Source organism: Paenochrobactrum pullorum, assembly GCF_041929845.1.
Taxonomy (GTDB): domain Bacteria; phylum Pseudomonadota; class Alphaproteobacteria; order Rhizobiales; family Rhizobiaceae; genus Paenochrobactrum; species Paenochrobactrum pullorum.
Genome location: NZ_JBHEEH010000009.1, coordinates 37,413 through 63,591, shown reverse-complemented (window position 1 = coordinate 63,591; position 26,179 = coordinate 37,413). Strand labels below are relative to the sequence as shown.

The window sequence follows — 26,179 nt, the reverse complement described above, 5'->3', positions numbered from 1 at the left end:
TTTCAAAGGTTTATATTTGGCGGGTGGAAAAAACTGTATTCTATGCTGAAAGAGAAACGCTCTGAAAAGCTGACTGAGGCAGTCATTGAAGAAGCTGCGGATTGGTTTGTGCGCATGAACAACCAGCCAGTAAGCAATGCTGTCCAGCGCTCTTTCAATGCGTGGTGCGAGCAAAGTGCACAGCACAAACTTGCTTATCAGCGAACTGCCGATCTGTGGGGCGAGTTAAAAGCGCCAGCTCTTGAGGCCGCAAAAACCGGCTGGCACAGACGTTATGCAACACGCAACTCTTCATTTGGAAAATTTATTAAATGGAGCACGGTTGCAGCCAGTCTGGTAGCAGCAATAAGTTGTGGAGCTCTTTGGCGCGATGCCGGTTTGTTCCAGCGCCATATTTCAGATTATGCTGCCGCACCCGGACAACAATTAGAAATTACCCTTCGTGACGGTTCCCGTGTCTACCTTGATGGTGACAGTGCACTGAATGAATATTTTACTGATCAAGAACGTAAAGTTGAACTCGTACGTGGACGCGCATGGTTTGATGTTGTGCGCAATGAAAACCGCCCTTTTAAAGTTGCAGGAGGCTTGGCAAATATTCAGGTTCTCGGCACAGCCTTTGCAGTCGAACTTGAACAGGATTTAACAAAAGTAACAGTTGAGCGCGGTCTTGTTGCCGTTTATGGCCATGATGCATCGCACGGCATCAATCTGCCTGCAGGTAATAGTGCAGCCGTCTCAAAAGATAAAATTGAGCAGGTTGACGGTGATGATGCAGAAGCGCGCCTTGCATGGCGACGCGGCCTGATCATGATGAACCAAACACCATTAAAATCTGTTTTGCATGAATTATCCAGATATTCGTCAGGACGAATTGTGCTGAATGATCCGGATTTGGAAAATCTTCCAGTATCAGGTGTCTTTCAGGCCAATAATCCCGATGCAGTATTTGATGCACTGCGCAATACGCTCAATCTCAGCGTGGTGCACGTGCCTGGCCTGCTGACAATTATCTCTCGATAAAATTATTTTTACGGGTTTTTCTTGCCGCAAACGTTCTTTCATTAAGGGACCGACGTCCTTGCATTTGAACAGGAAACGTCAAGAATGAAGACTATCAGAACCGCGTTCACCGCCAGTGGTGTTTCGCTTATTGCGCTTATGACTGCCTGTCCGGTGGTCGCAATGGCACAAGCCACTCCGACTGCGCAGGATCAAGCCAGTTATAATTTTAATATACCTGCAAAACCTTTGCTGACAGCCTTGGCAGATTTTACTGCCACAACCGGTATTCAGGTTGTGCGTCGCAATGGCAGTGCCATTTCGGGTCAGTCCGCGCCTGTCATCGGTCGTCAATCACCAGAAGCAGCGCTTAAAAGGGTTCTGGGAAATTCCAATCTTCGTTATCGCAGCATTTACGCACCGGAAGAAGCCAATGCTGAAGCTGCCGGTATCAATCCGGCAGATGGTTCTGTTTTGTTGAACACCATCACCGTCAGCAAACCTTCCGGAGCTGCCGCCGTTTACTCAGCTCCACGTTCAACCGTTCATTTATCTGCCGAACAGATGGCACGTTACGGTAATGTTTCACCTTCTGACATGCTGAAAGGCTTGCCAGGCGTGCAGGTTGGCGACAGCCGTAACGGTGGTGGCCTTGATGTGAACATTCGCGGTATTCAGGGGCAAAGCCGTGTAGCTGTGACTGTTGACGGTTCCCAGCAGTCGCTCAACGTTTATCGCGGTTATGGCGGTACGCAGCAGCGCAGTTATATTGATCCTGATCTGATCAGCGATGTCACCATCAATAAAGGCCCTGACTTAAGCCCTGCCGCGGCTGGTGCCATTGGTGGCGCCGTGAATATGACCACAATCGGCGTTCAGGATATCCTCAAGGATGGCAAAAACTTTGGCGTGCGCGTCAAAGGCGAAATCTGGGATAACGGTGTCAAACAACCTCATCGCCCTGATTATATGAAAAACGGTAGCGAGCTGGAAGCAAATGTTCGCAGCGATCGTCCGAATATCTTTAATTCAGCAGCCAAATCAGGCAGCATTGCCGCTGCTTACAGCAGCGAATATTTTGATATCGTTGCCGCCTATGCCAAACGCAAACAAGGTAACTATTTTGCAGGTAAACATGGCCGTGAAAAATACCGTGAATTTGATAAATACGGCTATGAGCAAAACAGCGTCGCCAAATCTTATAAAGCCGGCGAAGAAGTTCTCAACTCTTCCGCCGAAACAGACTCTGTCCTCTTAAAAGCGACCATCAAACCAACAGATGAACAATCGCTGGAACTTACCTATCGTTATTATGATGGTCGTTTCGGTGAAGTCATGCCATCCGATATTTTCCGTTTCGGTACTGCAGGTCTTTATCAGTACCCGACTGGCAGCGTTGTTATCAACTCCGGTACGGCGCGCTATCATTACGATCCGGCAGAAAATGATCTGCTCGATTTCAAAGCAAATTTCTGGGTTACAGATTCCAGAACAGACCAAATCAACTCCACCAATGGCCCGACATCACAGCAGGTTTATAACAGCCCTGACCGCACATGGGTGCGCATGGATGACGTTCGCGTGGGCGGTGATGTCTCCAACCGTTCAGAATTCAAAACTTCAGCCGGTGCATTTGCTTTTGATTTCGGCGGTTCATTCCAATATGAAGATATCCGTCCTCAGGAGGATGTCTTAATTACAGAACATGATATCAATATGAACCGCCACTTACGTGATGGGCGTCGTTCTGAAATCAGCCTCAGCGGTAAAATTGAATATGAACCGCAGGAAAACTTACAGTTCTGGGCAGGTGGTCGCTATGGCCGCTACAGCTCCCATGACCGTAATACGCCTTCAATCGCCAAGCGTGAAAACCTCTATGGTAAATGGATCGCTCTTTCCCGCGGTCCGGGCACATGGGACAGCATGTTCTGGCGCGCTGATGAAAATGGTGAATTCACTGATGCCACTGATCCGCGTCTGAATAACGGTATTGCCGCTTCAAACACCAACAATCCGTTTGATGGTACACCATTTGATGAATATGGCACACCAACATATATGAGTGTGGGCAATGCTGGTTATTCCAGTGTCGTGACCGGTTTCGAGCGCGGTGAGAAACTCTCCGATAAAAGCAGCAGTTTCACGCCAGCCTTTGGTTTGAACTACGAAATCATGCCGCAGACACTGATCTATGCAAGCTATACGCAAGGCTATCGTTTGCCATCTTTGTTTGAAACCACACTCGGCACATTGCAGGTTGATCCGGCGAAAGGACTACGTCCGGAACGTTCGCGCGCCATTGAAATCGGTGCGAGCACGACCCAAAACAATCTCTTCATGACTGGTGATACGGCGTCATTCAAACTTGCGTATTTTGATAATAACATCAAAAATTACATCACGCGTTACTATGATCCTGAGTCCAATGGCGGCATGACTTTCAGCAATGCTGATAGTTACAAAGCCAATGGTCTCGAGTTCCAGTCGAGCTATGATAATGGCCGGATTTTTGCAGATCTTTCTGCCACTTATTACTTCAAAACAGAAACCTGCGACGCTAATTTTGCCGCCCGCTTGCGTGCAACCGCCGATCAATATCAGAAAACCGAAAACACACCAAATTGCACACCAGGCAGCTTTATGGGTTCCTTTACGAATACCCAGAACCCGCCTAAATATTCGGTCAATCTGACACTTGGCAGTCGTTTCCTTGAAGAAACCCTCACAGTTGGCGGTCGTATGACCTATACAGCTGGTCCGGTTGAAACCATCGACAAGCCATGGCAGACAGGTGCAACAACGCCGCAGATCCACTATAAGCCGGTTACATTATTTGATGCTTTTTTGACCTATAAATTGCGTGAAGATACTGTTCTGAATGCATCGGTTCAAAATATTGGCAACCGTTATTATCTGGATCCTCTGGCGCAGAGCTATATGCCTGCACCGGGCCGCACCTTCCGTGCCGGTCTGACAATGAAATTCTAAAATAAACAAAGGTCGTCTGGTTACGATTCAACCGGAAGACCAAAATTTAGATATAAAAAATGTGCGGTCTGAGTTTCAGACCGCACATTTTTTTTCAAACACTATTATGATCAAATATTTGCATATTCAACAAACCGCGGATCGAAGGTCTGCGAGAATTTCAGATCACTATCGGCCAAATCCGGATCAAGTTTTTTCAACATGTCATACATGCTTGCGAAACCATCCTCTGCCACAAAACCTTTTTCAGAATACATGGCGCGTGATTTCTCAAAGCCTGTCTTATAAAGCTCGCGATCGCCGAACAAATATTCTTCCGGCACGGCATCGGCCACTTCATCAGGCGTTGCATTATGAATCCAGTTCAGCGCTTTGACAAAAGCATTGACGACACGTTGTGTTGTCACCGGATTGGCATCAATAAAACTCTGCTGCATATAAACGATAGCTGCCGGATTTGTACCGTCGAACAAAGCACGGGTGCCTTCTTCTGTACGGGTGTCGAGCAGAATTTTAATGTCACCGTCAACTTCCAGTTTGGTAATCGCCGGATCCAAATGTACCAATGCAGCGATGTCGCCTTTTTTAATAGCAGCAACGGCACTGGCGCCACCGCCAACACCAATAATCGATGCATCATCAGCCGCCAGACCATTTTTGATCAGCGCATATTGCAAAAATAACGAGGTAGACGAACCAGGTGCGGTCACACCAACATTGCGTCCTTTCAGATCAGCAATGGTTTTTATCTCGTCGGCCAAATCACTACGCACAGCAATACAAATACCCGGCAAACGACCTAGCTCGCAAATCGCCTTAATATCCTGCCCGCGGTGCTGCATACGCAATGTATGCTCATAAGCACCGGTTACCATATCAACCGATCCGCCAATCAAGGCCTGCAATGATTTGGCCCCACCGCCAAAATCATTCACAGTGACGTTAAGTTCCTGCTCTTCAAAGAAGCCCAAACGCTCGGCAATTGTCAGTGGCAGATAATAGAACAAAGGCTTGCCGCCTACACCCAGCATCAGGTCGGTTTTTTCAGGCTTTGCATCAGGATCTTGCGCAAAAGCCGGTAGCTGTGCAGCAATATTCATCAGCCCAAAAGCAGCTGCGCCAAGCATTAAATCGCGACGTGTTATATGCATGATTATATTCCTTGAATGATAATTTAAGCACCATTTGGCCCGACAGTCTTGGGACGCCAGACGAGCAAGCGCTCTTCTGCAATGGAAACGACCCAATCAATCAGCAAGACAAAAGCCGTCAAAACAATCATGCCGGCAAAAACACCGGTGACGTCAAACACGCCTTCAGCCTGATGGATGAGATAGCCAAGACCTGCGGAAGAGCCCAGATATTCGCCAACAACTGCACCAACAACTGCAAAACCAACGGCAGTGTGCAAACTTGAAAACATCCACGACAAAGCAGATGGCAGATAGACATTACGCAACAACTGACGCTCATTCATGCCAAGCATACGGGCATTGGCAAGCACGGTCTGGTTAACTTCCTTGACACCTTGATAAACGTTGAAGAACACAATGAAAAAGACCAGCGAAACACCAAGCGCAACCTTGGACCAAATTCCCAAGCCTAACCAGAGCATGAAAATTGGTGCCAGCACCACACGGGGCAATGAATTGGCAGCCTTCACATATGGATCAAAAACCGCAGCCAGCATCGGTTTGCGGGCAAACCAGAAGCCGATCAAAATACCACCAACGGAACCAATGACAAAAGCAAGCATCGCTTCCACCAGCGTAATGCCGAGATGATACCAGATCGTGCCTTCAGCAAACCATTTATAAATGCGCACCGCCACTTGTGTCGGTGTTGCAAAGAAAAACTTGGCGTTGGACGGATTGCCGAACAAATGCGTTTCGGTGAACAAATACCAGACAAGGATCACAAACACAGCCACGCTAAGCTGCGCTAAAAATAAGAGAGGCTTGTTCATTTGCGCACTCCGCTTGTCTGCTGATAGCCTTTAAGCACTTCTTCTTTCAGCGCACCCCAAATTTCACGATGGATTTCATGAAATTGGTCATTGAGGCGAATTTCAGAAATTTCGCGCGGACGTTCCAGCGGAATTTGATATTCAGCCAGAATATGAGCGCGCGGCCCCGCAGACATAATCACCACACGATCAGCCAATGCGATTGCTTCTTCCAGATCATGGGTCACGAACATCACAGCTTTGCGATCCTGCGACCAGAGGTCCAGCAAAAGATCGCCCATGATAACGCGGGTTTGTGCATCCAAAGGCCCGAAAGGTTCATCCATCAGCAAATATTTAGGATTGCGGATAAGCACCTGCGCCAAGCCAATACGCTTGCGCTGTCCACCCGACAACATATGCGGATAGCGGTCACCAAAATTAGCAAGGCCTACACGCGCCAGCCAGGCTTGTGCTTCTTCACGTGCTTGTCTTTTCGGTATACCGGCAATTTCCAAACCAATAGCAACATTTTCAAGCACTGTTTTCCACGGCATTAATGCATCTTGCTGGAACAAATAACCAGACTGACGATTTAAACCACTTAATTGCTTGCCGCTGATTTCCACAGTGCCGCTTGCCGGTATCAAAAGACCTGCCACGGCATTCAACAGAGTGGACTTACCACAACCTGTTGGCCCGACGATGGCAACAAATTCATTGTCAGCAACTTTTAGATTGCTTTCAGCCACTGCATCATACCGGCCGCCATTGGCCAGATTGAATGAAATTGCTACATTTTTAAGCTCAATAACTGTTTTTGGGGCATTGTCCGGCTGAACAACATTGGTCGTGGCATTCATTGTCTTTCCCCTTTACAGACAAGACAAAGCACCATGCGAGAATGGTTCATAAATTTCAGTCCTCCGGAGAGATGCTCGGACGGCAGAGCCAGGAATTTTAAAAATCCGCCCAATTTTGCTCGCTAAATTAGAGCACTCTTATAATGCTCTAATATGATTACGCAATCAAAAAGCATCCCTAAACGCAAGATTTATCCACAAAAGATCACTTCACGTAATATTATTGCGCGAAGTGATCTTCATGGTTCAAAGCACTCTATATTGGTGAACAACAACCATCCCCAAAACCTTAACTTCAATGACCAATGCTATGAATAATCACTGATAGATATGATGATAGATTTCCCGTAAAATATTCTTTTGCACTTTACCCATTGTGTTACGCGGCAATTCTTCAACGAAAATAATGCGTTTGGGCAATTTATAACGGGCAAGCTTTTCGGTTAGCGATGCAATCATGTCATCTTCATTCAGATGAGCATCTTTTTGCGGCACAACAATAGCCGTAACACCTTCGCCAAAATCCTGATGAGGCACGCCAATAACTGCACTTTCCACCACACCATCAATCAGGTCGATTTCGCCCTCCACCTCTTTCGGGTAAATATTATATCCGCCGGAAATCACCAGATCTTTACCGCGCCCGACAATATGCACATAGCCTTTGTCATCCATCAGACCCAGATCGCCAGTGATGAAAAAACCATTATCCCGCAGCTCTTCTTTCGTTTTTTCTGGCATGTTCCAATAGCCTTTAAAAACATTAGGCCCACGCACTTCCAGCATCCCGGTTTGACCATGAGGCAAAGGTGCGCCCGTTTCCATATCCATAACTCTGATTTCCACGTCTGGCAGAGGAAAGCCCACCGTTCCAGCGATACGCTCACCATTATAAGGATTGGATGTATTCATGTTGGTTTCGGTCATACCATAGCGCTCAAGAATGGCATGACCGGTTTTTTCACGGAATCTTTTATGGGTTTCGGCTAATAGAGGTGCAGAGCCCGAAATAAACAACCGCATTGATACAGTGCTTGCACGGTTAACCCGTTCATCTTGCGCCAACCGCACATAAAATGTTGGCACACCCATAAGAACAGTGGCCTGCGACAGACGTGCGATAATCGCTTCCGGATCAAATTTCGGTAGCAAGAACATCGAAGCACCAGACACCAGCACACAGTTGGTTGCCACAAAAAGTCCATGGGTATGGAAAATCGGCAAAGCATGGATGAGCCTATCAGCAGAGGTAAATTGCCAATAGTCACGCAAAGTCAGTGCATTTGACAACAGGTTATTATGGCTGAGCATGGCGCCTTTTGAACGTCCTGTTGTACCCGATGTATAAAGAATTGCAGCCAGATCATCGGCGTTACAGACAACATCAATAAACGCAGCGGAAGCTTTAAACGCTTTTTCCATCAAAGTGCCATCACCATGATCACCCAAGCTTTCCATCACTGCACCGCAATCAGCGATCAACGCGGATAATTTCTCAGTATTTTCAGGGGCAACAACAATAAGTGCAGGCTTGGCATCGTTAAAGAAATATTCAAGCTCAGCGATGGTATATCCGGTGTTCAGTGGCAGATAAACCGCGCCACAACGCACACAAGCCAGATAAAGCATCAGGACTTCAGCGCTTTTTTCCACCTGAACAGCAACACGATCGCCCTTTTTAACGCCTTCATCAACAAGTACATTGGCAAATCGGGCTGAAAGATCAAGCATATCGGCATAGGTCAAAATATGACCGTTTAGCGTCTCGATAAAAGTTGCCCCTGGATTTGGCATAAAACCGCGAAAAGCATCGAATAGATGATTAGTCATTCATTCTTCCCCTATTATTTTTATGATTTTATTTGTTGTCTGACTTAGCTGCGAGCTTGATGATTTCAGGTGCAGCAATCACTTCGCCACGTTCGGCATAGGCCTCATGATTGCGCTCGATATCATCCAGCTTGTAGAGATAATTGACCATCAAACCATGTGATTGATGCAAAGCCCTTTTTGACAAATCGCCCATGAAATTAAGCCTCTCCAAACGCGCACCATTGCCAAGATGGAAACGAGCAACCGGATCAAGCACCCGCCCGCGTTTATCGCGCACATTGATAAAATAATGTGCCGCGATGCGATCGAACAAAGGTTCGATCTCTTTGATACATACGTCATCTTCATACCAGTCAGGTCTGGCGATTAGCGTTCGCAGATGATCAAGTTGCAACTTTCCATCTGAATCACCAGCCTGTTTTAACCAATGCGCAAAAGCCGGTACCGGCGAGAGTGTCACAAAAGTTTTGAGTTGCGGCAAATCCCGCCGCAGTTCCTCCACGACCTGTTTGATCAAAAAACTGCCGAACGAAATGCCACGCAAACCGTCCTGACAATTGGAGATGGAATAAAAAACCGCCGTATCGGCATCTTTAAGATTAAGAGGCTCGCGATCATCATCGAGCACATCGGCAATGTTATCCGGTGTCGAACGTGTGAGTGCTACCTCAACAAAAATCAGCGGATCATCCGTCAATTGCGGGTGGAAGAATGCAAAACAACGGCGATCGGCAGGTGCCAATCGACTGCGCAATTCATTCCAATTTCCAATCGCATGCACAGCTTCATATTGAATGATCTTTTCCAGAATATGCGCAGGCGTTGTCCAATCAATCGAACGCAGTTGCAAGAAACCACGATTGAACCATGAGGTAAAAAGATGCGTAAAATCTGCATCAACCGCCTCCAGTTCCGGTATTTTCTGTTGTAATTTAAGCAATTTCTCGCGCATTTGCACAAGCTTGGCAGTGCCTTTTGGCGCTGCATTCAAACGCCGGATCAGTTCTTGTCGTTTCGGCTCAGCGCAAAGATGTAACCTGGCCAGATTTTTGGGTGTTTTATCCGTTTGATAGCTAGTGATTGCCCGTTCAATCCGCTCATCATCTGCACCAAAGCGCTGCAACAGCATCTGCATAAAAGCAGTTTGTTCCTCGTCATTAAGATTTTGCCATTGGGTTAAAATATCATGGGCTAAAGCGAGGCCAGATGCTTCACCACGGCTCGACAATAAATGCTCGCACTGAGCCGCCAATTCATCGGTTGTTGCATGTTCTTTTGTGCTGCGGGGAGCGATTAAAATCAATCGCTGCCCTCTTTCAGCGATGGCATCAATCATATCGCGGAAGAAAGACAAACTACTCAAAGCTGCTCTCCTGATGTCTGAAGCACACGATAAGCCCTGCGGGAACAGGGCTTATCTGCCATATTTATGCTTTTCCGGCGGCTGGTTCGCCTAAATCCCAATAAAGCCCTGCCATCATGCCAAGCGCTTCACGCGCAATGGATAAAGGCATATGTTCGTTAGGCGCATGTTGCGAGCAGCCCGGATAAGAATGCGGCACCCAAATCGTCCGCATGCCCAATATATCAGAAAAACTGTCATTAGGCAGAGACCCGCCCAGATTAGGCAATAAAGCAGGCTTTTTACCGGTTGTTTTTTCAAGTGAATTAAGCGCCCATGTGACCCATGGATCCTCCGGATCCAGTCTTGTCGCAGCAAAAATCTCTTCCTTCGACAATTCAACTTTCACCATTGAAAGTCCTTGGCGTTGCAAATGTTTACGAACGGTCGGCACAACATTATGCGGATCAACACCAACCACAAAACGCAATTGCAAACGCGCCCACGCGCGCGGCGGGATTGCATTGACCGGCGTGCGTGGATTACCCGCTTCCATGGCAAGCACTTCCAGCGAACACCAACCAAAAACCCGCTCTTCGGTTGTCAAACCCGGCTCCCCCCAGTCGGGATCAACTTCCGGCCCGTCTATACCACCATCAATTTTGCAATCTTTCAGTGCATTACGCACTGCTTGAGGCAGGGCTTCCGGCACCAATTCAGGTAATCGCACTTGGCCCGTCGGCCCCACCAGACTTGCTAAAGCATGTGCCAATTGTACTGCCGGATTTGACAGAGCACCGCCCCAATTACCGGAATGATGCCCGCCCTCACGCGCGTCGATCGTGAGATCAAAAGTAACGCCACCACGAGAGCCTAAAAAAATCGTCGGGCGATCCATATTAAGCCTTGGCCCATCGGATGCGATCAGCAGATCAGCCTTCAGCTTGTCTTTATATTTATGGCAAATTTCACGCAAACCCGGTGAACCGCGTTCCTCACCCATTTCAATCAGATATTTGGCGTTGAACCCTAATTTGCCACGTGTATCGAGAACTGCCCTCAAACCCGCCATATTAATCTGGTGTTGGCCTTTATTATCAACTGTCCCTCGGCCGTATAAAAACCCGTTTTTCTCTTTCATTTCCCACGGAGACAAGCCATCTGCCCACTCATCATCAAGGCCGCGAATGACATCGCCATGCCCATAACCCAAAACGGTAAGCAATCCCTCGCCTTCAATCCGCTCGGCATAAAGAAAAGGCAGATCGAGATTATCGTGATAGATAATTTCGGTCGCAAATCCCATTTCTTGAAAAGCAGGGATCATTTCATCATGCAAATAAGCATGAAGCGCATCCAATCGCTCACTATTCTGGCTTTCGCTCGGGATAGCAACACGACGGGCTAAATCTTCTTTAAACTGACCATTATCAAAATAGTTGGTCGCAGCAGCAATACTGGCTTCACGGCTCATGAGTGCATTTCCTTCATTGATATATGGGAGCGTTGTCCAGCCAGAAAACAAGCTACCTCGCGTCCGTCATGACGGATTAGAGGCGGTTGATCTCTGCGACATTGTTCTGTGGCCAGATGACAGCGCGGATTGAATACGCAGCCCAATGGTGGATTAAGCGGATCGGGAAAAGCCAAACCAAGCCCTGTGTCAGGTATCGGCAGTCCGGGCACCGGTGTCAGAACGGAACCCAACAAAGCGCGTGTATAAGGATGCTGCGGATCGCTGAACAAACGCGCTGTGTCAGACAGTTCAACTACTCGCCCCAGATACATCACCGCAACGCGGGTCGCGATATGCTCGACCACGGCCAGATTATGGCTGATGAAAACATAAGTAAGGTTCAGCTCGTTACGCAAATCCATCAAAAGATTGAGAATTTGAGATTGTACCGAGACATCAAGCGCCGATGTCGGTTCATCACAAATGATCACATCGGGCCGCATGATCAAGGCACGGGCAATCGCTACACGCTGCCGCTGCCCGCCGGAAAGTTCTTTTGGGTACCGATCAGCAAAACGTGCAGGTAAACCAACCATATCCATAATTTCAAGCGTCTTTTTTCGCCGCTCTTGTGTTGTTCCAATCCCATGGACTTCCAGCGGGAAAGCAACGATAGAAGCCACCGTACGGCGCGGATTGAGCGATGAAAAAGGATCTTGAAAAACCGGCTGCACCTGTTTGGCCATCGCTTTGCGGTCCAGTTTGGCCAGATCGGTCCCGTTGAAGGAAATATGGCCGGTCGACGGTGGCATCAGCCCCAACAACATGCGTGCGAACGTGGATTTACCACACCCGGATTCACCCACAATTCCCAGAACCTCGCCCTTTTGCAAAGAGAGACTGATGCCGTTGACCGCGTGCAAAATACGCTGTTTTTTAAACAGGCCGGCGTTGATTGCAAAAGAACGCGTAACATTATTAACTTCAATGAGCGTTTGCATGTACCGCCTCCTTATAAATACAACGCCAGCTATGCTGAGCGAACTGATTGACCGGCGGATTTTGATGACATTCAGTTTGCGCAAAAGCACAACGATCACGAAAGGCACAGCCTTCGATTTCACCGATAAGAGAAGGCACAACACCCGGTATAACACCAAGCTTGCCGCCCGGCGCAGTTTTACCGGGTAGCGGGATGCAATTCAGCAAGCCGTTAGTATAAGGATGACGAGGATCATTGAAAATATCGGCGACTGGCCCCTCTTCAATGATCTGCCCCGCATACATCACCGCCACACGATCAGCGATACGGGCAACCACACCCAGATCATGGGTGATCAGTATAAGTGAAATGCCGAACTCTTCACGCAACTCACTCAACAACAGCAGAATTTGTGCCTGAATAGTCACATCAAGTGCAGTTGTCGGCTCATCGGCAATCAATAATTCGGGCCCGCACATCAGTGCCATTGCAATCATCACGCGTTGACGCAAACCGCCCGATAATTGATGCGGATATTGCGACAAACGCTCACGCGCCGAAGCAATGCCCACTTTATGCAGCAAATATTCCGCCCTCTCCTGCGCTTCTTGCATGCCGCTTTTTCGATGACGCTTATAACCTTCAGTCAGCTGGTCGCCGATAGTATAAGCCGGATTAAGCGCTGTCATCGGTTCTTGAAAAATCATCGACAAACGATCCCCGCGCAAAGCAGCGATCGTTTTCTTTTTGTTATGCAGCTCCATATTATCGAAACGAATTTCGCTGGCATTGCGACTTGCAGCCTTGGGCAATAAATCCATAATCGCCAATGAGGTCATAGATTTACCGCAGCCGGATTCACCAACAATGCAAAGTGTTTCACCCCGTTTGATCTCGAAGGAAATATCACGCACCGCATGAAGCGTACCCGAAGAGGTTCGGATATCCACACTGAGATTGCGCACCGTTAAAAGATTATCTGTCATATCAGCGCTCCTCCGGTGCAAAGATGTCTCGCAAACCGTCACCGGTCAGATTGATCGACAGAACCAGAATACCAAGTAAAGTTCCGGGCAATGCAATCATCCAGAAAGCAAAAAACATGTAGTTTTTGGCTTCTGAAATCATCAACCCCCATGAAGGTATCGGCGGCTGCACCCCGAGCCCCAAGAAGGACAAGGATGCCTCCAGCAAAATAGCACTTGCCGCTTCCAGCGTTGCCACCACGATCAGATGGGGCAACACATTGGGCAGTATTTCTCCGAGAATGATACGAGGCGTGCTGGCACCGATGGCCTGTGCCGAGGTGACATAATCCATCGAGCGCGCTTGTTGTGTTGCACTACGCATCACCACTGCAAATCGATCCCATTTCAAAAGACCCAAAACCAGAATAATAATCGGTAATGAACCACCGAACAAAGCGACCACTGCCAGCGCTACCAGCATCACCGGCATGGCTAGGCGGGTTGTAACAATAAAAGTGACAACGAGATCGGTTCGCCCGCCAAAATAACCAGCAAGAAGACCAAGTGCGGAACCAATAATGCCTGAAATGACCATCACTGACAGGCCGATCAGCAGCGAAATACGCGTGCCGTAAACCAGACGCGAATAATAATCCCGCCCCAGATTATCTGTGCCCAAGATGTGTTCGAATGTGCCTTTAGGATACCAGACCGGCGGCAGGCTTCGCTGCGTCAAGTCCTGCACATAAGGATCATGGGTTGCCAATAGAGGTGCAAAAATTGCGATTAAAATCAGCAGCAATAAAACGCCGCCGCCAAGTAACAGCGAACTTTGTCCGAAGATACGCTTACGTAAACGAGCACCGGCGCTGATTTCAGTGGTTGTTGGCAAAGCCATTGAAGTCGAATTTGTCATATTTATTGCCCCCGCAATCGTGGATTAAGCCATGCATTGGCGATATCCGACAATAAAGTGAGCAGTACATAGACAACCGACAGGATCATTACCACAGACTGGATGACCGGAAAATCTTTATGAATAATGCCCTGATACGCAAGGAATCCAAGGCCATCGAGGGCAAAGATGGTTTCAATCACCACCGAGCCACCAAGTAGATAGCCGAGTTGAACGGCTGTTAAAGCCACCACCGGCATCACCGCATTGCGTAATGCATGTTTGAAAATCACCGAAGTCGATGAAAGCCCTTTGGCGCGTGCTGTCCGGATATAATCCGATGACAGAACTTCAATCATGCCCGCACGTATCAGCCGCATAAAAGCCGGCGTTACATAATAGCCAAGCGCAATTGTTGGCATGATATAATTCACCCAACTGGCGCTGCCGGAAACCGGTAACCAGCGTAGATTAATTGAAAAAATCATTACCAAAATCAGTGCGAAGAAGAAGTTGGGCAGTGCCTGACCAACAACGGCAATGGAGAGACACAACCGGTCAACCCATGTATTGGAATAAACAGCAGCTAATACGCCAAGCGGAAATGAAATAAGCAAGGCAAAGGCAATAGAAAAAAGGCCGAGGCTCAAGGTAATCGGCATTTTCGCTGTAATTAACGGCAGAACATCTGTTTTATAAAAAACAGACTGACCAAAATTACCTTGCAAAATTTGCCCGAGCCAAAAGAAATATTGCACAAGCAGCGGCTGGTCGAGACCATGACGGACACGCGCCGCCTCGATATCAATATCACGCGCGCCCTCGCCTGCAATAGCAATAGCGGGATCACCTGAAACACGGAGCAGAATAAAAGCGATAGCGGATACAGCCAATGCAACAAGCAATGCCAGTCCCAGTCGCTTTAAAATAAAAAGCGCCATTCTGACCTCATAAAGCTGACAGAGACTTCCGCAGTGATGCGGAAGCTCTATGCGTTAGTGAGTTAAATGTGAAATGCCGGTAAAAGCGGAAATTAATTCCAGCTCATTTCCCAGAAACGTGGCATTTCATCGGGATAGGCTTTGAACTCCAAATCTGCCGTCGTCACATAATAAACCGGCAGGGAATAAAGCGGCAGAACCAGTGCTTTATCTGCAATTAAATTCAAAGCTTGCTTGTAAACAGCTTTTCTTTCTTCCGGATCAATGGTGGTGTCACCCTTTTTCAACAGATCACGCACTTCCGGATCACGGACGATATCATCACCCTCAAAAGCCATATAAACCGGCGTTGAAGCGGACACATCATTGACCGAGAATGAGCCCCATGTCTGATGGGTAAGGCCAACTTTATCACCGCGCACCAGTTCACGCATCGCTGCATATTGCAGGAAATGCAGATTGACATTGATGCCGACCGCTTTGAGATAATTGATCATAGCCTCTGTCTGATCACGTTCACGATAGGCTACAATTTCCAAGTTCAGCCCCTTACCAAATCCAGCTTCGGCGAGAAGTGCTTTCGATTTTTCCGGATCATATTCATAAACAACCGCACCCTCATCTGTGCAGCCAAATTGTGAAGGGAAACAGAAAGTGTTGAGCACACGTGCACCCTTGCCAACTATCTGTTCGGTCATGGTTTTACGGTCAATTGCATGGCTGATTGCCTTGCGTACACGGATATCCTGCAACTCTTTATTAGGTGTCGTTTCACGCGAATTCATCTGCATGAAAGCAATACGCATCGTTTCACCGGATGTTACTTTGAGATGCGGCACAGCCTCCATCTGCTCGGCCTGATCTTTCGGCACATGCATGATAAAATCAACACCGTCGGAAAGTACTTCCGCCGCTTGGGTCTGGCGGTCAGGGATAAAACGGATATCAACCTTTTCGATCACGCCTTGTTTTTTAGGTGAATCGGCAAAATAATCAGTGTTTTTCTCCAGTGTAACAGATTTACCCATATCGTAACTGGTCACTTTAAACGGACCGGTACCCACTGGTTTTTCATTCATTCCCTTAGGGCCAGCCTCGGCATAATATTCATTCGGATGCATGACGACGGGGCCGGAAAGATATTCAATAGCCGCCGGGAACACTTCCTTGGTCACAAGGCGGACGGTATATTTATCAACCTTCTCCGCATGATCAATCCAAGATACATTTTGCTGGGTGATCACGCCATTTTCAGGTTTTGAAACAAAATTAAGCGTGAAAATAACGTCGTCAGCATCAAACTCTTCACCATTATGAAATTTGATGCCTTCACGCAATTTGAACTCAATTGTTTTATCGTCAATCTGCTTCCAGCTTTCAGCGAGTTGGCCTTTATACTCACCGGTATCAGGATCACGATAGACCAAAGTATCCCACACATGCTGGCCGATAATCACGCCAATGCGGACATTATTAAAATAGGGATCAAGACTTTCCGGCGCCTGATCATAAGCAAAGCGTACAGTATTATCCGCTTTTCCGGCAAGAGCCGGACCGCTTAAAGCTGCAATCGAAATAATGAGAGTTGCTGCCGCAACACCAGCTTTTAAAAATCCTGAATTCATCTTTCCCTCCCAATAGAAATATTATTTTTATAATTAATTTAATTCCCGTTTTTTATAGCACTGATCATGTGACAGCTTGCCCCTTGCTGCAATATCAATTGTGAGAATATTGTATTGCTGAAACGGCAATATGGGGGAGAGACATATGCTGCCGAGTAATCTGAAATATTTTTTAGAAGTTGCCAAAACTGGCTCAGTGAATGGTGCTTCAGAACAATTAAATGTTGCAAGTTCTGCAATCAGTCGCCAGATCAGCTCGCTTGAAGCCAAACTGAAGTTGCAGCTTTTCGAGCGCGGCTCATCAGGCATGACCTTAACACCGGCAGGTGAAAAATTAGCCGATTATACCCGTAGAGCTTTGCTTGAGTCCGATGAAATCATCAGTGATCTGAGCAATCTGCGACAAGATTATTTCGGTAAAATCAGGGTTGCTGTCAGTGATGGTATTGCCAATGCCTTGTTAGTGGAAGCTATTTTTAATTATAGGAAACAGCATGCAGCCATAGAGTTTGAGGCATTTGTCGCCTCACCTTCCGATGTTGGCCGCCTGGTACGTGAAGGTCAGGTTGATGTCGGCATTACATTTGCACTTACCAATCTTCCACCCGTCAATATTGTCAAGCGCTTCAGCATGCAAACCATCGTGCTTGTACATCCGGAACATAAATTGGCAAGCTACGAATATGTAACATTACAAGACATCCAGCCCTATAGTGTTGCACTTCCTGATATCTCGACCTCACTGAGGAAAATCATCGACATCAGATGTGCGGCCGAGGGCATAAGATTGAATGTCGCTATGACATCGCCGCACAGTGCCAGTTTAATACACTTTGCGCGTTTAGGCGGAGCTATTGTATTCTGTGCCCATATTACCGGCATTACATGGATTAAAGACGGCTATCTCGTCGCCATTCCGTTTCGTGAAAATGCAGGGATGGACCGAAGTATCCTTGCCATCACAATGGCAGAGCGTCAACTACCTAACCGGATATCAGCTTTCATTGACTGCATTGATGATTGCATGCAAGATTATTCTAAAATCAAGGCTGTGGCAGTGAGATGAACCTCTCTGCCACAGCCTTGATTTTTATAGATAAATATGATTACCTGAACATCTGCTTGACCAGCTCATGAACACGCTTGAACGCAGCTTCTGCACCGGCAACAACCTTGCCTTCTTCATCTTCACTTAAGTCAATATCATCAAGTGCTTGCGTAAATGTACGCCAATGCAGGCCACGACCTTCAGGCGCGCCGGCCAAATGACGGGCACCAAATTCTTCAGAGAGTTCAATCTTCTGTGCAGCCTTAAGCAAGAAAGCCGCGCCCATATTGGAGCCTTCAGCAACATAGAGCCAGCCCAAAGCAGTCGGGAGATCTACATCATTGCTATTTGCAAAAGCCGGTGCATCAGATGTTTCAGGAACAGAAACTTCCAAGTCAGCCAAATCTTCGCCAATCAATCCAAAACGACGGCGACCTTTGAGATCAGGCAACAATGCATCAAGTTTTTCATTGTCATAAAGCGCGTCAATATCGCGATGAAACAGATGCTGAACTTTCAAAAAGCGTGAATATCTTTCGCGATCCTTAAATGGTTCACCCGCCATGATCGATTTATCCAGCGTATCGTGCGTGCCGGTTGTTACGGCCTTCAAACGCTTGGAGCGCGGCAAATCTGTTGCGGTTTCAAGAGCAATGGCTTCACTCATAACAAGGCTTTCTAAATTTAAGAATCAACTCGGATAAGAGTTGATACTATCCTCATCGTGCAAAAACTAGATTTATTTTATCACCATTAAAGCAGACATGCCATTTCAGTCACAACAAGATTTTTGTTCGTCTGTTTATCTCATGTTTTCATCTTGATAATTCAAAACTAAACACCGGCAATCCAAGTACGACGCACTTGAAGCTGGTCATCAAGATGAACCAAATCCGCGCGCAAACCTGCCCGCACATAGCCACGATCATTAAGCCTTAAAAAACGAGCCGGATAGGATGTCGCCATGGCAAGTGATGTGGCAAGGCTCAAGTCCAGCCTCTCGACGCCAAATCGCACAGCCGATGCCATATCAAGATCGGAGCCGGCAATGGTGCCATCATCAAGGGTCAGCTTTGGTAAACCTTCGCCAACACTGCGGCGCACAATGCGACCATGCAGATCAAAACTGTCTTTATCCGAGCCAACCAAGCCCATAGCATCGGTGACGAAAAACAATTTTCCCTCACCCATATTGGCATGTTTGGCACGAATGGCCACCCGCAAACTCATCGGGTCAATATGATGACCGTCCGGAATAATGCCACCCCAAACGGATGGATGGTCAAGCGCTGCACCAACCACACCCGGTGCACGGCTGCCAAGCTGGCTCATCGCATTGAACAAATGCGTCACACCACGTGCGCCAGCATCAAAAAGCTTTGTTGCAGCTTCGGCTGTCGCATCCGTATGGCCAAGGCAAACGATCACGCCATTGGCCGATAGTTTTTCAACCTGCGTAACGCTTACCTGCTCTGCTGCCATCGTGACCAGCAAAGCATCAATATGGTTTGCAGCTTCTACCATTGCCGCCACATCATCATCGCTGAGAGGGCGCATGAATTTCGGCAAATGCACACCCTTACGGGCTGGTGCAATATGCGGGCCTTCCAAATGCAAACCCACAATACCTGCATCATCATTGGCAAGTGTGATGGCTGCTTCAATGGCTCTAAAAGATTTTTCCTGCACGTCGGTGATCAATGTAGGCAACATGCTGGTCGTGCCGAATTGGCGATGCGCTTTAGCCATAATGCGCATATTTTCTGCGGTTGGCGCATCATTGAGCATGATACCACCACCGCCATTGACCTGCGCATCAATAAAGCCCGGCGCTAAAATGCCGCCATCCAGATTAATTTGCGGCAGGTTTTCATCAATCTCATTTTCAGCAACAATGGCTTCAATGCGCCCATCGCGAACAATGACAGCCTTATGATTAGCCAAGCGTTCGCCGTCAAAAATTCGTGCGCCTTTTAAACTATAAGCATTCATCAGACTGTCTCCGTCATTGTTTTATGCCATCCCTTGTATTTTAAGCGTAAGCGCTTCAAATACAAATTGACAGAAGGCGATAAAAGCCGCCTATGCTCTCGCTATTCTCTTGAGCATTAAGCTCATTTTCATTCTTATCGGACAACCGGAATGACCACAGAATTTGAAGTGACCGCCACACCTTCTGCCGATGATCTTGCCTTTGTGGGCCAACAATTATCGGCCTTCAACGATGCCGATGTTGGCGCCTCAGATCGTAAATCGCTTGCCGTTTTCGTGCGTGATGAGAATGGCAAAATACTGGCTGGTATTTCCGGATATACAGCTTGGGGCTGGCTTTATATTCAATGGCTTTGGGTCGATAGCTCCTTGCGCGGCCAACGTATAGCTGGAAAAATGTTGCAGGCTGCAGAAGACGAAGCGCTGGTACGTCACTGCCATGGTGCGCTGATTGATACATTCAGCCCTGTCGCCAAAATTGCGTATGAGCGCCAGGGCTATCAGGTCTTTGGCGAGTTGCCCGATTTTCCAATCGGACGCACCCGCAGTTTCCTTAAAAAACGTCTCGCGAACGCCAGCTAACCAGATGATTAACCGGCCAACCGGCCGCCGGTCATAGGTGCCGGCACGCCGGTTGTGCCCGGATAGCTGATCGGCAGCCCACGTAATGCGCGCACAGCCAGAAATGCAAAACATTCTGCTTCCACAGCATCACCGCGCCAGCCAAATGTTTCCGCTTGCACCGCTTCAACACCTGCACGTTCACCCAGCATCTTCATCATCGCCGGATTATGACGACCACCGCCACTGACAGCCAGACCCTTCGGGCGATGCGGCAATAAATCCAGCGCTTTACCGACAGCACTTGCAGTGAAAGCGGTAAGCGTGGCAGCACCATCTTTCAATTCCAAACCTTCAGCCATCTTTGCGCCAAAGTCAAAACGATCCAGTGATTTTGGATATGGGGCGGTCAGATATTTGTGTTCCAGCAATTTGGCCAGACGTGTCTCATCAACAGTGCCTGCAAGCCCCAATGCGCCATCACGATCCATATCAGCGCCGGTGTGAGCTTTGATAAAATCATTCAGCGGTGCATTGGCAGGGCCGGTATCAAAGGCCACAACTGCATCTGCACCATCCCACCAAGTTACATTGGCAACGCCCCCCAAATTAAGCACAGCTGTGTCACCGCTGGCATCGGCAGATTTCAGCAATGCCGCATGATAAACGGCTGAAAGCGGCGCACCCTGCCCACCTGCACGCATATCGGCACTGCGGAAATCATAAACAACTTTAGTGCCGAGCAACTCACTCATCAAAACACCATCGCCAAGCTGGCGGGTGTCGCCCAAACGATCTTTAGTTGGGGCGCGATGCAGCACTGTTTGGCCGTGAAAACCAACCACGCCGATATCAGCCATCGTCAGGCCGCTTTCATTGACCAGTTCACGCACGGCTGCGGATTGTGCTCTGGTCAATGCTTCTTCAGCCGTTTTAAAAATTTCCGGCTCCGGCCCGTCAAAACTCCATTTCAGTGCCTGCGCCAAGGTTTCTTCCAACAGATCACGGATTTCCTGCGGATAAGGTTTGAGCGCATAGGCACCAAACTCGGTGACGGTCTCGCCATCGGTTTTTAAAAGCGCCACATCCACATTGCCATCAAGAACAGTTCCGGTCATCAGACCAACGGCCCATACAGGTTGCATGGCTTAAACTCCTAGCCTTGAGAGATAAGATCGCCGACAGCAATGCGCAGCGACACAATTTGACTGTCAAAATGACGGGTAGGATGAATACGATTGGTGAGCAATGTCCATGCCCGATTTTTTTCAAAATCAATCCATAAACCAGTGCCGGTAAAACCGGTATGGCCGATTGTTTCTGCCGAACAGGCAGAGCCACCAGACCAGCCTTGATGCGCCCGTTCAAAGCCATGCGTACGGCTTGATGATAAAGGTGTCCGCATCCAGTCAATCACCTGTTTGCTGGCGCCGCTGCCATTCAGCAAGCCTTCGCCGAAATCGAGAACGGATGCCGCAGTGCCAAACAGACCCGCATGTCCTGCTCCTTGCAAGGCGGAGCAATTGTCATCATGTACTTCGCCGCAAAGCACACGGTGGCGCCAAGTGCAATCTTCGGTAGCAGCCGCTTGATTAGCATCCGCACTCCAAGCAAAACCAGCACCCGCTTCCATTTCACGGATAGTTTTGCGTGCAAGACGCTCCAGCACGAAGCCCAACAAAATGAAATTGATGTCGGAATAAACCGGCGCACCGGCCTTCCATTCGCGCTGCATGATGAAAGTGCGCAGTAAATCCGCATCACGACCATAAGTATAAATGGGTTCGACCGCCGGAAAGGGTGTCTGATGCCCCAAACATTGGCGGAATGTTACCTTCCGCTCCCATGCATTGGCATTATATTGGCGCAAATCCGGCAAATGGCTTATCAGAGGCGCATCAAGATCAATGACGCCTTGTTCTGCAAGTTCCAGAATATGCGGCGTGGTGAAAAGCACTTTGGTGAGTGATGCCAGATCAAACCATGTATCTTCATGCATGGCGCGTTCTGACGGCTCAATTTGCGCCCGCCCGATGGCTTGAATTTTGCGCCTGCCATCAGCTTCAACCAGACCTAAAACGGCACCTGGAATCCGGCCGGCAGCAACCGCTTCTTCAACAACACCAAATGCTTGGGCAAAAATTTTGCTCATCTTATGCCTCAGCTCTCGCCTTATGATCAACACCGTAATTCAGCCAATGAGCCGCTGGCGGTTCATAGCCTAACGGGCGCACCAATGACGGCACCTGACGTGAATCCAGCGTAAAATGCTCGTTGCGCTTGGTAATACTCGGCACGGCCGAAATCAAACGCTTGGTATAAGAATGTTGCGGCTTGGAAAGCACAGAAGACGCATCACCGATTTCAACAATCTGACCAGCATAAACAACCGCAATGCGATGTGCGATACGTTCCACAACAGCCATATCATGCGAGACAAAAAGATAAGCAAGGCCATATTCTTTTTGCAAATCGACAAGTAGTTCAAGCACTTTTGCCTGTACGGACACATCAAGCGCAGAAACGGCTTCATCAAGCACCAGCACGGATGGGTTGAGCATCAACGCGCGCGCAATACACAAACGCTGACGTTGCCCACCGGAGAACTGGTGCGGATAACGCAGCAAACTATCTTCCGGCAATCCAACGCGCTTTAGCAACGCGATCATCTTGGCCTTCACTTCTGGTGTGCGGCTGCCGCCCGCGGCAATAACCGGTTCAGCCAGAATTTCATCAACACGCAGACGCGGATTGAGCGAAGCATAAGGGTTCTGAAATACCATTTGCACTGGCTCATCAGCATTGCCATGCGCTGTTTTCACCACATTGGTTTCAAATGTACCGCGCGTTGCTTTGACAAGCCCCAAAATGGCACGTGCAGTGGTGGATTTACCCGATCCACTTTCACCAACAATGGCCAGTGTTTCACCCGGCATCAGGTCAAAATCGACGCCATCCACCGCGTGTACATTGCCGGTTGTGCGTGAAAAAAGACCGGACTTGACCGAGAAACGAACCGTCAGGTCTTCCACTTTAAGGGCTGGCTTTTCTGTGTCTTCTTGCGGACGATGATAATCGTGGCGTACGGCAGCACCGTTTTCAAAATGCGGTACAGCCTGCAAAAGATGCTGCGTATAGGCATGTTGCGGACGATCCAGTACGTCAGAGATCGCGCCCTGCTCAACCACCTGACCGGACTGCATCACCATAACTTTATCGGCAATTCCAGCCACAAGACCAATATCATGAGTGATGAAAATCATCCCCATATTGGTTTCGCGCTTCAATTCACTCAACAAGGCCATGATCTGTGCCTGCACAGTTACATCAAGTGCTGTTGTCGGCTCATCAGCAATCAGCAAGCGCGGGTTACAAGCCAGCGCGATAGCAATCATCACACGCTGCAACATACCGCCGGAAAACTGGTTAGGGCTATATTTCAAACGACGCGCCGCATCCGGAATACGTACCCGATCAAGCGCGTCTTTTGCAGCCGCATGAGCCTGTTTACCCGTCAAACCACGATGGAGACGGAAGGATTCCTCAATCTGCGTCCCGATGCTCAAAACCGGATTAAGCGAGGTCATCGGCTCTTGAAAAATCATGCCGATTTCCGCACCGCGGATTGTCGTCAGTTCTTTTTCCTGTGCCGTTGCCAGATCAATGATCAAGCCGTCAGCACGCTGGAAAAGCATCGAGCCACCAATGATGCTGCCGCCGCCAAAATCTACCAGACGGTTGACCGAAAGCGAGGTCACGGATTTACCCGAACCACTTTCGCCGACAATCGCCATTGTTTCACCGGCGTTCAAATCAAAGCTGACACCGCGGACAATCTCATTGGCTTTTGGATCACGCCCGAAACCGACGCGCAGGTCTTTAACAGAAAGAAGAGCACTCACGATGCAGTCCTCCGCGTCTTTGGATCGAGAATATCGCGCAGCGCATCACCGAGCAGGTTGAAACCGAGAATGCCAATCATAATGGCAAGAGCAGGGAAGATCAGCAGCCATGGAGCGCTTTCCATCAGGTTTCGCGCATCGGCGAGCATCAGGCCAAGTGATGAGGCCGGAGGCTGTGTACCAAGGCCGAGGAAACTCAAACCGGCCTCTGTCAGCAATGACCAAGCCAATGCCAGTGTGATCTGTACGGTCAAAGGCGCCACCAGATTAAGCAGCAAATGGCGCGTTAAGATGTAAAAACGACTACTGCCAAATGTGCGCGCGGCATCGACAAAATCACGCGAGCGCAGTGACAATGCAGGGCCACGCACAACACGGGTAAAAATCGGCGTATAGACAATCGCAATGGCTGCAATGCTGGTGCCGACACCCGGTCCCACCACGGTGATGATCAGAAGTGCAAGCAAAATCGCGGGAAATGCCAACAGCACATCCATCAAACGCATAACAGAGCCATCCCACCAACGGCCAAACCATGCGGCGGTCAAACCCAGCACCGTTCCTGCAAAAGCAGCAATAGCGACAGCCGCAAAGCCTACCATAAAGGATTGCGTGATACCGGTCATCAAACGGCTCATCACGTCACGACCAAACAGATCAGTGCCCATCCAATAAGCACTATTCGGCGCTTGCAAACGGGCAAGACGATTTTGCAGCAACGGATCATACGGGGTCAATCCGACATAGCCCATCACGGCGACGATCAAATAGACGAGGATAATAATCCCACCGATGCGTCCGCTCGGATGGGAAAAGATCGAACGAAGAAGTTGCATCAGCGTTCCTCCATCCGGATACGCGGATCGAGTGCCACATAGGCAAGATCAACAAGCAAATTAACAATCATGAAATTGAAAGCGATAAACAAAACTGCACCTTGCACCATCGCATAATCACGCTGCAAAATAGCTTCAAGAACCATGCGGCCAAGCCCCGGAAGCGCATAAATCTGCTCGACAAGCACTGCGCCACCCAAAAGATAGCCAAATTCCACACCACACAATGTCACCACCGGTATCAGCGCGTTGGGAAGTGCGTGGCGCCAGATCACTTTGCGCGCAGGTACACCTTTACTGCGTGCTGTACGCACATAATCATCGCCCAAAACATCAAGCATAGCAGATCGTGAAATGCGCGTGACTGCCGCCGCAAATGCAAAACCAAGGGTCAAAGACGGAAAAATCAGCTGACCAAGATTGGATATCGGATCAACCCAGATCGGCACAAATTCACCCATTGTCGGCAAAACACCGAAGCCCGCAGACAATACATAAATTACCAAAAGACCAAGTACAAAACTTGGAGTGGACTGACCAATCATCGCAACAATACGTACAATCAAATCAGATGGGCGCTCATTGTGGGTTGCCGCATAAACACCGGCAGGCAAGCCAAACGCCAAAGCAATGATCATCGACATCAGCGCCAATTGCAGCGTCAGCGGAAAGCGCTCCAAAATGACATCAAGAACAGGCTTACCATAAGTAACCGATATTCCCATATTGCCTTGCAATACGCCGGTCAGCCAATGCCAGTATTGCGCCAGCCAGCTACGGTCAATGCCGAAATATTCTGCCAATGCCTGACGTTGCTGCGGCGTCAGAAGCCCTGCTTCTGTACCCAGCATCGCAGTGATTGAATCCCCCGGCACCATGCGGATGGAGACAAAAACCAGAATAGAGACTCCGACCATGACCAATGGAAATGTCACTAGCCGCCGCGTCAGGTAACTCATAGTGGCAGACCTTATCAATGGGAAGATCACCCGTCCGG

Annotated in this window: 22 protein-coding genes; 4 read left to right on the top strand and 18 right to left on the bottom strand. The window is 48.6% G+C overall.

The window, feature by feature from the left end:
- Nucleotides 1–42: 42 nt before the first annotated feature.
- Nucleotides 43–1,023 carry a FecR family protein gene (locus JNC77_RS12795; protein WP_374833103.1) on the top strand — a complete coding sequence of 327 codons (981 nt, stop codon included), beginning with the start codon at nucleotides 43–45 and terminating at the stop codon, nucleotides 1,021–1,023.
- Between the two features lie 84 nt (nucleotides 1,024–1,107).
- Complete coding sequence (locus JNC77_RS12790) at nucleotides 1,108–3,993, top strand: TonB-dependent receptor (protein ID WP_374833101.1); 2,886 nt, start codon at nucleotides 1,108–1,110, stop codon at nucleotides 3,991–3,993.
- A 110-nt stretch (nucleotides 3,994–4,103) separates the two neighbouring features.
- Here the strand turns inward: JNC77_RS12790 and JNC77_RS12785 are convergent, their stop codons facing one another.
- The 11 genes from JNC77_RS12785 to JNC77_RS12735 all read right to left on the bottom strand — a co-directional run bounded on the left by JNC77_RS12785 (nucleotide 4,104) and on the right by JNC77_RS12735 (nucleotide 16,843).
- Entirely contained in the window at nucleotides 4,104–5,144 is a 1,041-nt protein-coding gene (locus JNC77_RS12785) for an ABC transporter substrate-binding protein (protein WP_374833099.1), read from the bottom strand.
- A 23-nt stretch (nucleotides 5,145–5,167) separates the two neighbouring features.
- Nucleotides 5,168–5,959 (bottom strand): ABC transporter permease, encoded by a 792-nt coding sequence (locus JNC77_RS12780; protein ID WP_374833097.1) that lies wholly within the window; start codon nucleotides 5,957–5,959, stop codon nucleotides 5,168–5,170.
- Nucleotides 5,956–6,801: an ABC transporter ATP-binding protein gene (locus tag JNC77_RS12775; protein ID WP_374833095.1), complete on the bottom strand. Its 846-nt coding sequence runs from the start codon at nucleotides 6,799–6,801 to the stop codon at nucleotides 5,956–5,958. The genes JNC77_RS12780 and JNC77_RS12775 overlap by 4 nt, the downstream gene beginning before the upstream one ends.
- Nucleotides 6,802–7,119: 318 nt before the next feature.
- Nucleotides 7,120–8,631, bottom strand: a complete 1,512-nt coding sequence (locus tag JNC77_RS12770; protein WP_374833093.1) for a malonate--CoA ligase — start codon at nucleotides 8,629–8,631, stop codon at nucleotides 7,120–7,122.
- Nucleotides 8,632–8,659: 28 nt separating this feature from the next.
- Nucleotides 8,660–9,997, bottom strand: coding sequence for a malonyl-CoA decarboxylase (locus tag JNC77_RS12765; protein WP_374833091.1), 1,338 nt, complete (start codon nucleotides 9,995–9,997; stop codon nucleotides 8,660–8,662).
- Nucleotides 9,998–10,061: 64 nt separating this feature from the next.
- Entirely contained in the window at nucleotides 10,062–11,450 is a 1,389-nt protein-coding gene (locus JNC77_RS12760) for a M20 family metallopeptidase (protein ID WP_374833089.1), read from the bottom strand.
- The gene (locus JNC77_RS12755; protein WP_374833087.1) at nucleotides 11,447–12,433 is read right to left on the bottom strand and encodes an ABC transporter ATP-binding protein; all 987 of its coding nucleotides are present in this window, start codon (nucleotides 12,431–12,433) and stop codon (nucleotides 11,447–11,449) included. Before JNC77_RS12755 ends, JNC77_RS12760 begins: the two co-directional genes overlap by 4 nt.
- Nucleotides 12,417–13,400 (bottom strand): ABC transporter ATP-binding protein, encoded by a 984-nt coding sequence (locus JNC77_RS12750; RefSeq protein ID WP_374833085.1) that lies wholly within the window; start codon nucleotides 13,398–13,400, stop codon nucleotides 12,417–12,419. Before JNC77_RS12750 ends, JNC77_RS12755 begins: the two co-directional genes overlap by 17 nt.
- Nucleotide 13,401: 1 nt before the next feature.
- Entirely contained in the window at nucleotides 13,402–14,298 is an 897-nt protein-coding gene (locus tag JNC77_RS12745; protein ID WP_374833083.1) for an ABC transporter permease, read from the bottom strand.
- A 2-nt stretch (nucleotides 14,299–14,300) separates the two neighbouring features.
- The gene (locus JNC77_RS12740; RefSeq protein ID WP_374833081.1) at nucleotides 14,301–15,218 is read right to left on the bottom strand and encodes an ABC transporter permease; all 918 of its coding nucleotides are present in this window, start codon (nucleotides 15,216–15,218) and stop codon (nucleotides 14,301–14,303) included.
- Between the two features lie 92 nt (nucleotides 15,219–15,310).
- Complete coding sequence (locus JNC77_RS12735) at nucleotides 15,311–16,843, bottom strand: ABC transporter substrate-binding protein (protein ID WP_374833079.1); 1,533 nt, start codon at nucleotides 16,841–16,843, stop codon at nucleotides 15,311–15,313.
- A 145-nt stretch (nucleotides 16,844–16,988) separates the two neighbouring features.
- Between JNC77_RS12735 and JNC77_RS12730 the strand changes: the two genes are divergently transcribed.
- Nucleotides 16,989–17,909, top strand: a complete 921-nt coding sequence (locus tag JNC77_RS12730; RefSeq protein ID WP_374833077.1) for a LysR family transcriptional regulator — start codon at nucleotides 16,989–16,991, stop codon at nucleotides 17,907–17,909.
- A 40-nt stretch (nucleotides 17,910–17,949) separates the two neighbouring features.
- Here JNC77_RS12730 and JNC77_RS12725 read toward each other — a convergent pair whose 3' ends face one another.
- Both JNC77_RS12725 and nagA read right to left on the bottom strand, forming a co-directional pair.
- On the bottom strand, nucleotides 17,950–18,558 hold the full coding sequence (locus JNC77_RS12725) for a biliverdin-producing heme oxygenase (protein WP_374833075.1): 609 nt from the start codon (nucleotides 18,556–18,558) through the stop codon (nucleotides 17,950–17,952).
- Nucleotides 18,559–18,725: 167 nt separating this feature from the next.
- Nucleotides 18,726–19,883 (bottom strand): N-acetylglucosamine-6-phosphate deacetylase, encoded by a 1,158-nt coding sequence (gene nagA, locus JNC77_RS12720; protein WP_374833073.1) that lies wholly within the window; start codon nucleotides 19,881–19,883, stop codon nucleotides 18,726–18,728.
- Between the two features lie 150 nt (nucleotides 19,884–20,033).
- Between nagA and JNC77_RS12715 the strand changes: the two genes are divergently transcribed.
- The gene (locus JNC77_RS12715) at nucleotides 20,034–20,465 is read left to right on the top strand and encodes a GNAT family N-acetyltransferase (protein WP_374833071.1); all 432 of its coding nucleotides are present in this window, start codon (nucleotides 20,034–20,036) and stop codon (nucleotides 20,463–20,465) included.
- Nucleotides 20,466–20,473: 8 nt separating this feature from the next.
- Here JNC77_RS12715 and JNC77_RS12710 read toward each other — a convergent pair whose 3' ends face one another.
- From JNC77_RS12710 to JNC77_RS12690, 5 genes are read right to left on the bottom strand one after another with little or no spacing between them, the layout of a single operon-like run.
- Nucleotides 20,474–21,589 carry an anhydro-N-acetylmuramic acid kinase gene (locus JNC77_RS12710; protein WP_374833069.1) on the bottom strand — a complete coding sequence of 372 codons (1,116 nt, stop codon included), beginning with the start codon at nucleotides 21,587–21,589 and terminating at the stop codon, nucleotides 20,474–20,476.
- An 11-nt stretch (nucleotides 21,590–21,600) separates the two neighbouring features.
- Complete coding sequence (locus JNC77_RS12705) at nucleotides 21,601–22,596, bottom strand: serine hydrolase domain-containing protein (protein ID WP_374833067.1); 996 nt, start codon at nucleotides 22,594–22,596, stop codon at nucleotides 21,601–21,603.
- A 1-nt stretch (nucleotide 22,597) separates the two neighbouring features.
- Nucleotides 22,598–24,346: an ABC transporter ATP-binding protein gene (locus JNC77_RS12700; RefSeq protein WP_374833065.1), complete on the bottom strand. Its 1,749-nt coding sequence runs from the start codon at nucleotides 24,344–24,346 to the stop codon at nucleotides 22,598–22,600.
- The gene (locus tag JNC77_RS12695) at nucleotides 24,343–25,182 is read right to left on the bottom strand and encodes an ABC transporter permease (RefSeq protein ID WP_374833063.1); all 840 of its coding nucleotides are present in this window, start codon (nucleotides 25,180–25,182) and stop codon (nucleotides 24,343–24,345) included. Before JNC77_RS12695 ends, JNC77_RS12700 begins: the two co-directional genes overlap by 4 nt.
- Entirely contained in the window at nucleotides 25,182–26,141 is a 960-nt protein-coding gene (locus tag JNC77_RS12690; RefSeq protein ID WP_374833061.1) for an ABC transporter permease, read from the bottom strand. The genes JNC77_RS12695 and JNC77_RS12690 overlap by 1 nt, the downstream gene beginning before the upstream one ends.
- Between the last annotated feature and the right edge of the window lie 38 nt (nucleotides 26,142–26,179).

Coding starts and splice junctions, on each gene's coding strand:
- JNC77_RS12770 (WP_374833093.1), bottom strand. CDS start 8,631: ATGACTAATCATCTATTCGATGCTTTTCGCGGTTTTATGCCAAATCCA.
- JNC77_RS12775 (WP_374833095.1), bottom strand. CDS start 6,801: ATGAATGCCACGACCAATGTTGTTCAGCCGGACAATGCCCCAAAAACA.
- JNC77_RS12710 (WP_374833069.1), bottom strand. CDS start 21,589: ATGCAACCTGTATGGGCCGTTGGTCTGATGACCGGAACTGTTCTTGAT.
- JNC77_RS12690 (WP_374833061.1), bottom strand. CDS start 26,141: ATGAGTTACCTGACGCGGCGGCTAGTGACATTTCCATTGGTCATGGTC.
- JNC77_RS12785 (WP_374833099.1), bottom strand. CDS start 5,144: ATGCATATAACACGTCGCGATTTAATGCTTGGCGCAGCTGCTTTTGGG.
- JNC77_RS12790 (WP_374833101.1), top strand. CDS start 1,108: ATGAAGACTATCAGAACCGCGTTCACCGCCAGTGGTGTTTCGCTTATT.
- JNC77_RS12745 (WP_374833083.1), bottom strand. CDS start 14,298: ATGACAAATTCGACTTCAATGGCTTTGCCAACAACCACTGAAATCAGC.
- JNC77_RS12715 (WP_374833071.1), top strand. CDS start 20,034: ATGACCACAGAATTTGAAGTGACCGCCACACCTTCTGCCGATGATCTT.
- JNC77_RS12735 (WP_374833079.1), bottom strand. CDS start 16,843: ATGAATTCAGGATTTTTAAAAGCTGGTGTTGCGGCAGCAACTCTCATT.
- JNC77_RS12695 (WP_374833063.1), bottom strand. CDS start 25,182: ATGCAACTTCTTCGTTCGATCTTTTCCCATCCGAGCGGACGCATCGGT.
- JNC77_RS12730 (WP_374833077.1), top strand. CDS start 16,989: ATGCTGCCGAGTAATCTGAAATATTTTTTAGAAGTTGCCAAAACTGGC.
- JNC77_RS12740 (WP_374833081.1), bottom strand. CDS start 15,218: ATGGCGCTTTTTATTTTAAAGCGACTGGGACTGGCATTGCTTGTTGCA.
- nagA (WP_374833073.1), bottom strand. CDS start 19,883: ATGAATGCTTATAGTTTAAAAGGCGCACGAATTTTTGACGGCGAACGC.
- JNC77_RS12760 (WP_374833089.1), bottom strand. CDS start 11,450: ATGAGCCGTGAAGCCAGTATTGCTGCTGCGACCAACTATTTTGATAAT.
- JNC77_RS12725 (WP_374833075.1), bottom strand. CDS start 18,558: ATGAGTGAAGCCATTGCTCTTGAAACCGCAACAGATTTGCCGCGCTCC.
- JNC77_RS12755 (WP_374833087.1), bottom strand. CDS start 12,433: ATGCAAACGCTCATTGAAGTTAATAATGTTACGCGTTCTTTTGCAATC.
- JNC77_RS12750 (WP_374833085.1), bottom strand. CDS start 13,400: ATGACAGATAATCTTTTAACGGTGCGCAATCTCAGTGTGGATATCCGA.
- JNC77_RS12705 (WP_374833067.1), bottom strand. CDS start 22,596: ATGAGCAAAATTTTTGCCCAAGCATTTGGTGTTGTTGAAGAAGCGGTT.
- JNC77_RS12780 (WP_374833097.1), bottom strand. CDS start 5,959: ATGAACAAGCCTCTCTTATTTTTAGCGCAGCTTAGCGTGGCTGTGTTT.
- JNC77_RS12795 (WP_374833103.1), top strand. CDS start 43: ATGCTGAAAGAGAAACGCTCTGAAAAGCTGACTGAGGCAGTCATTGAA.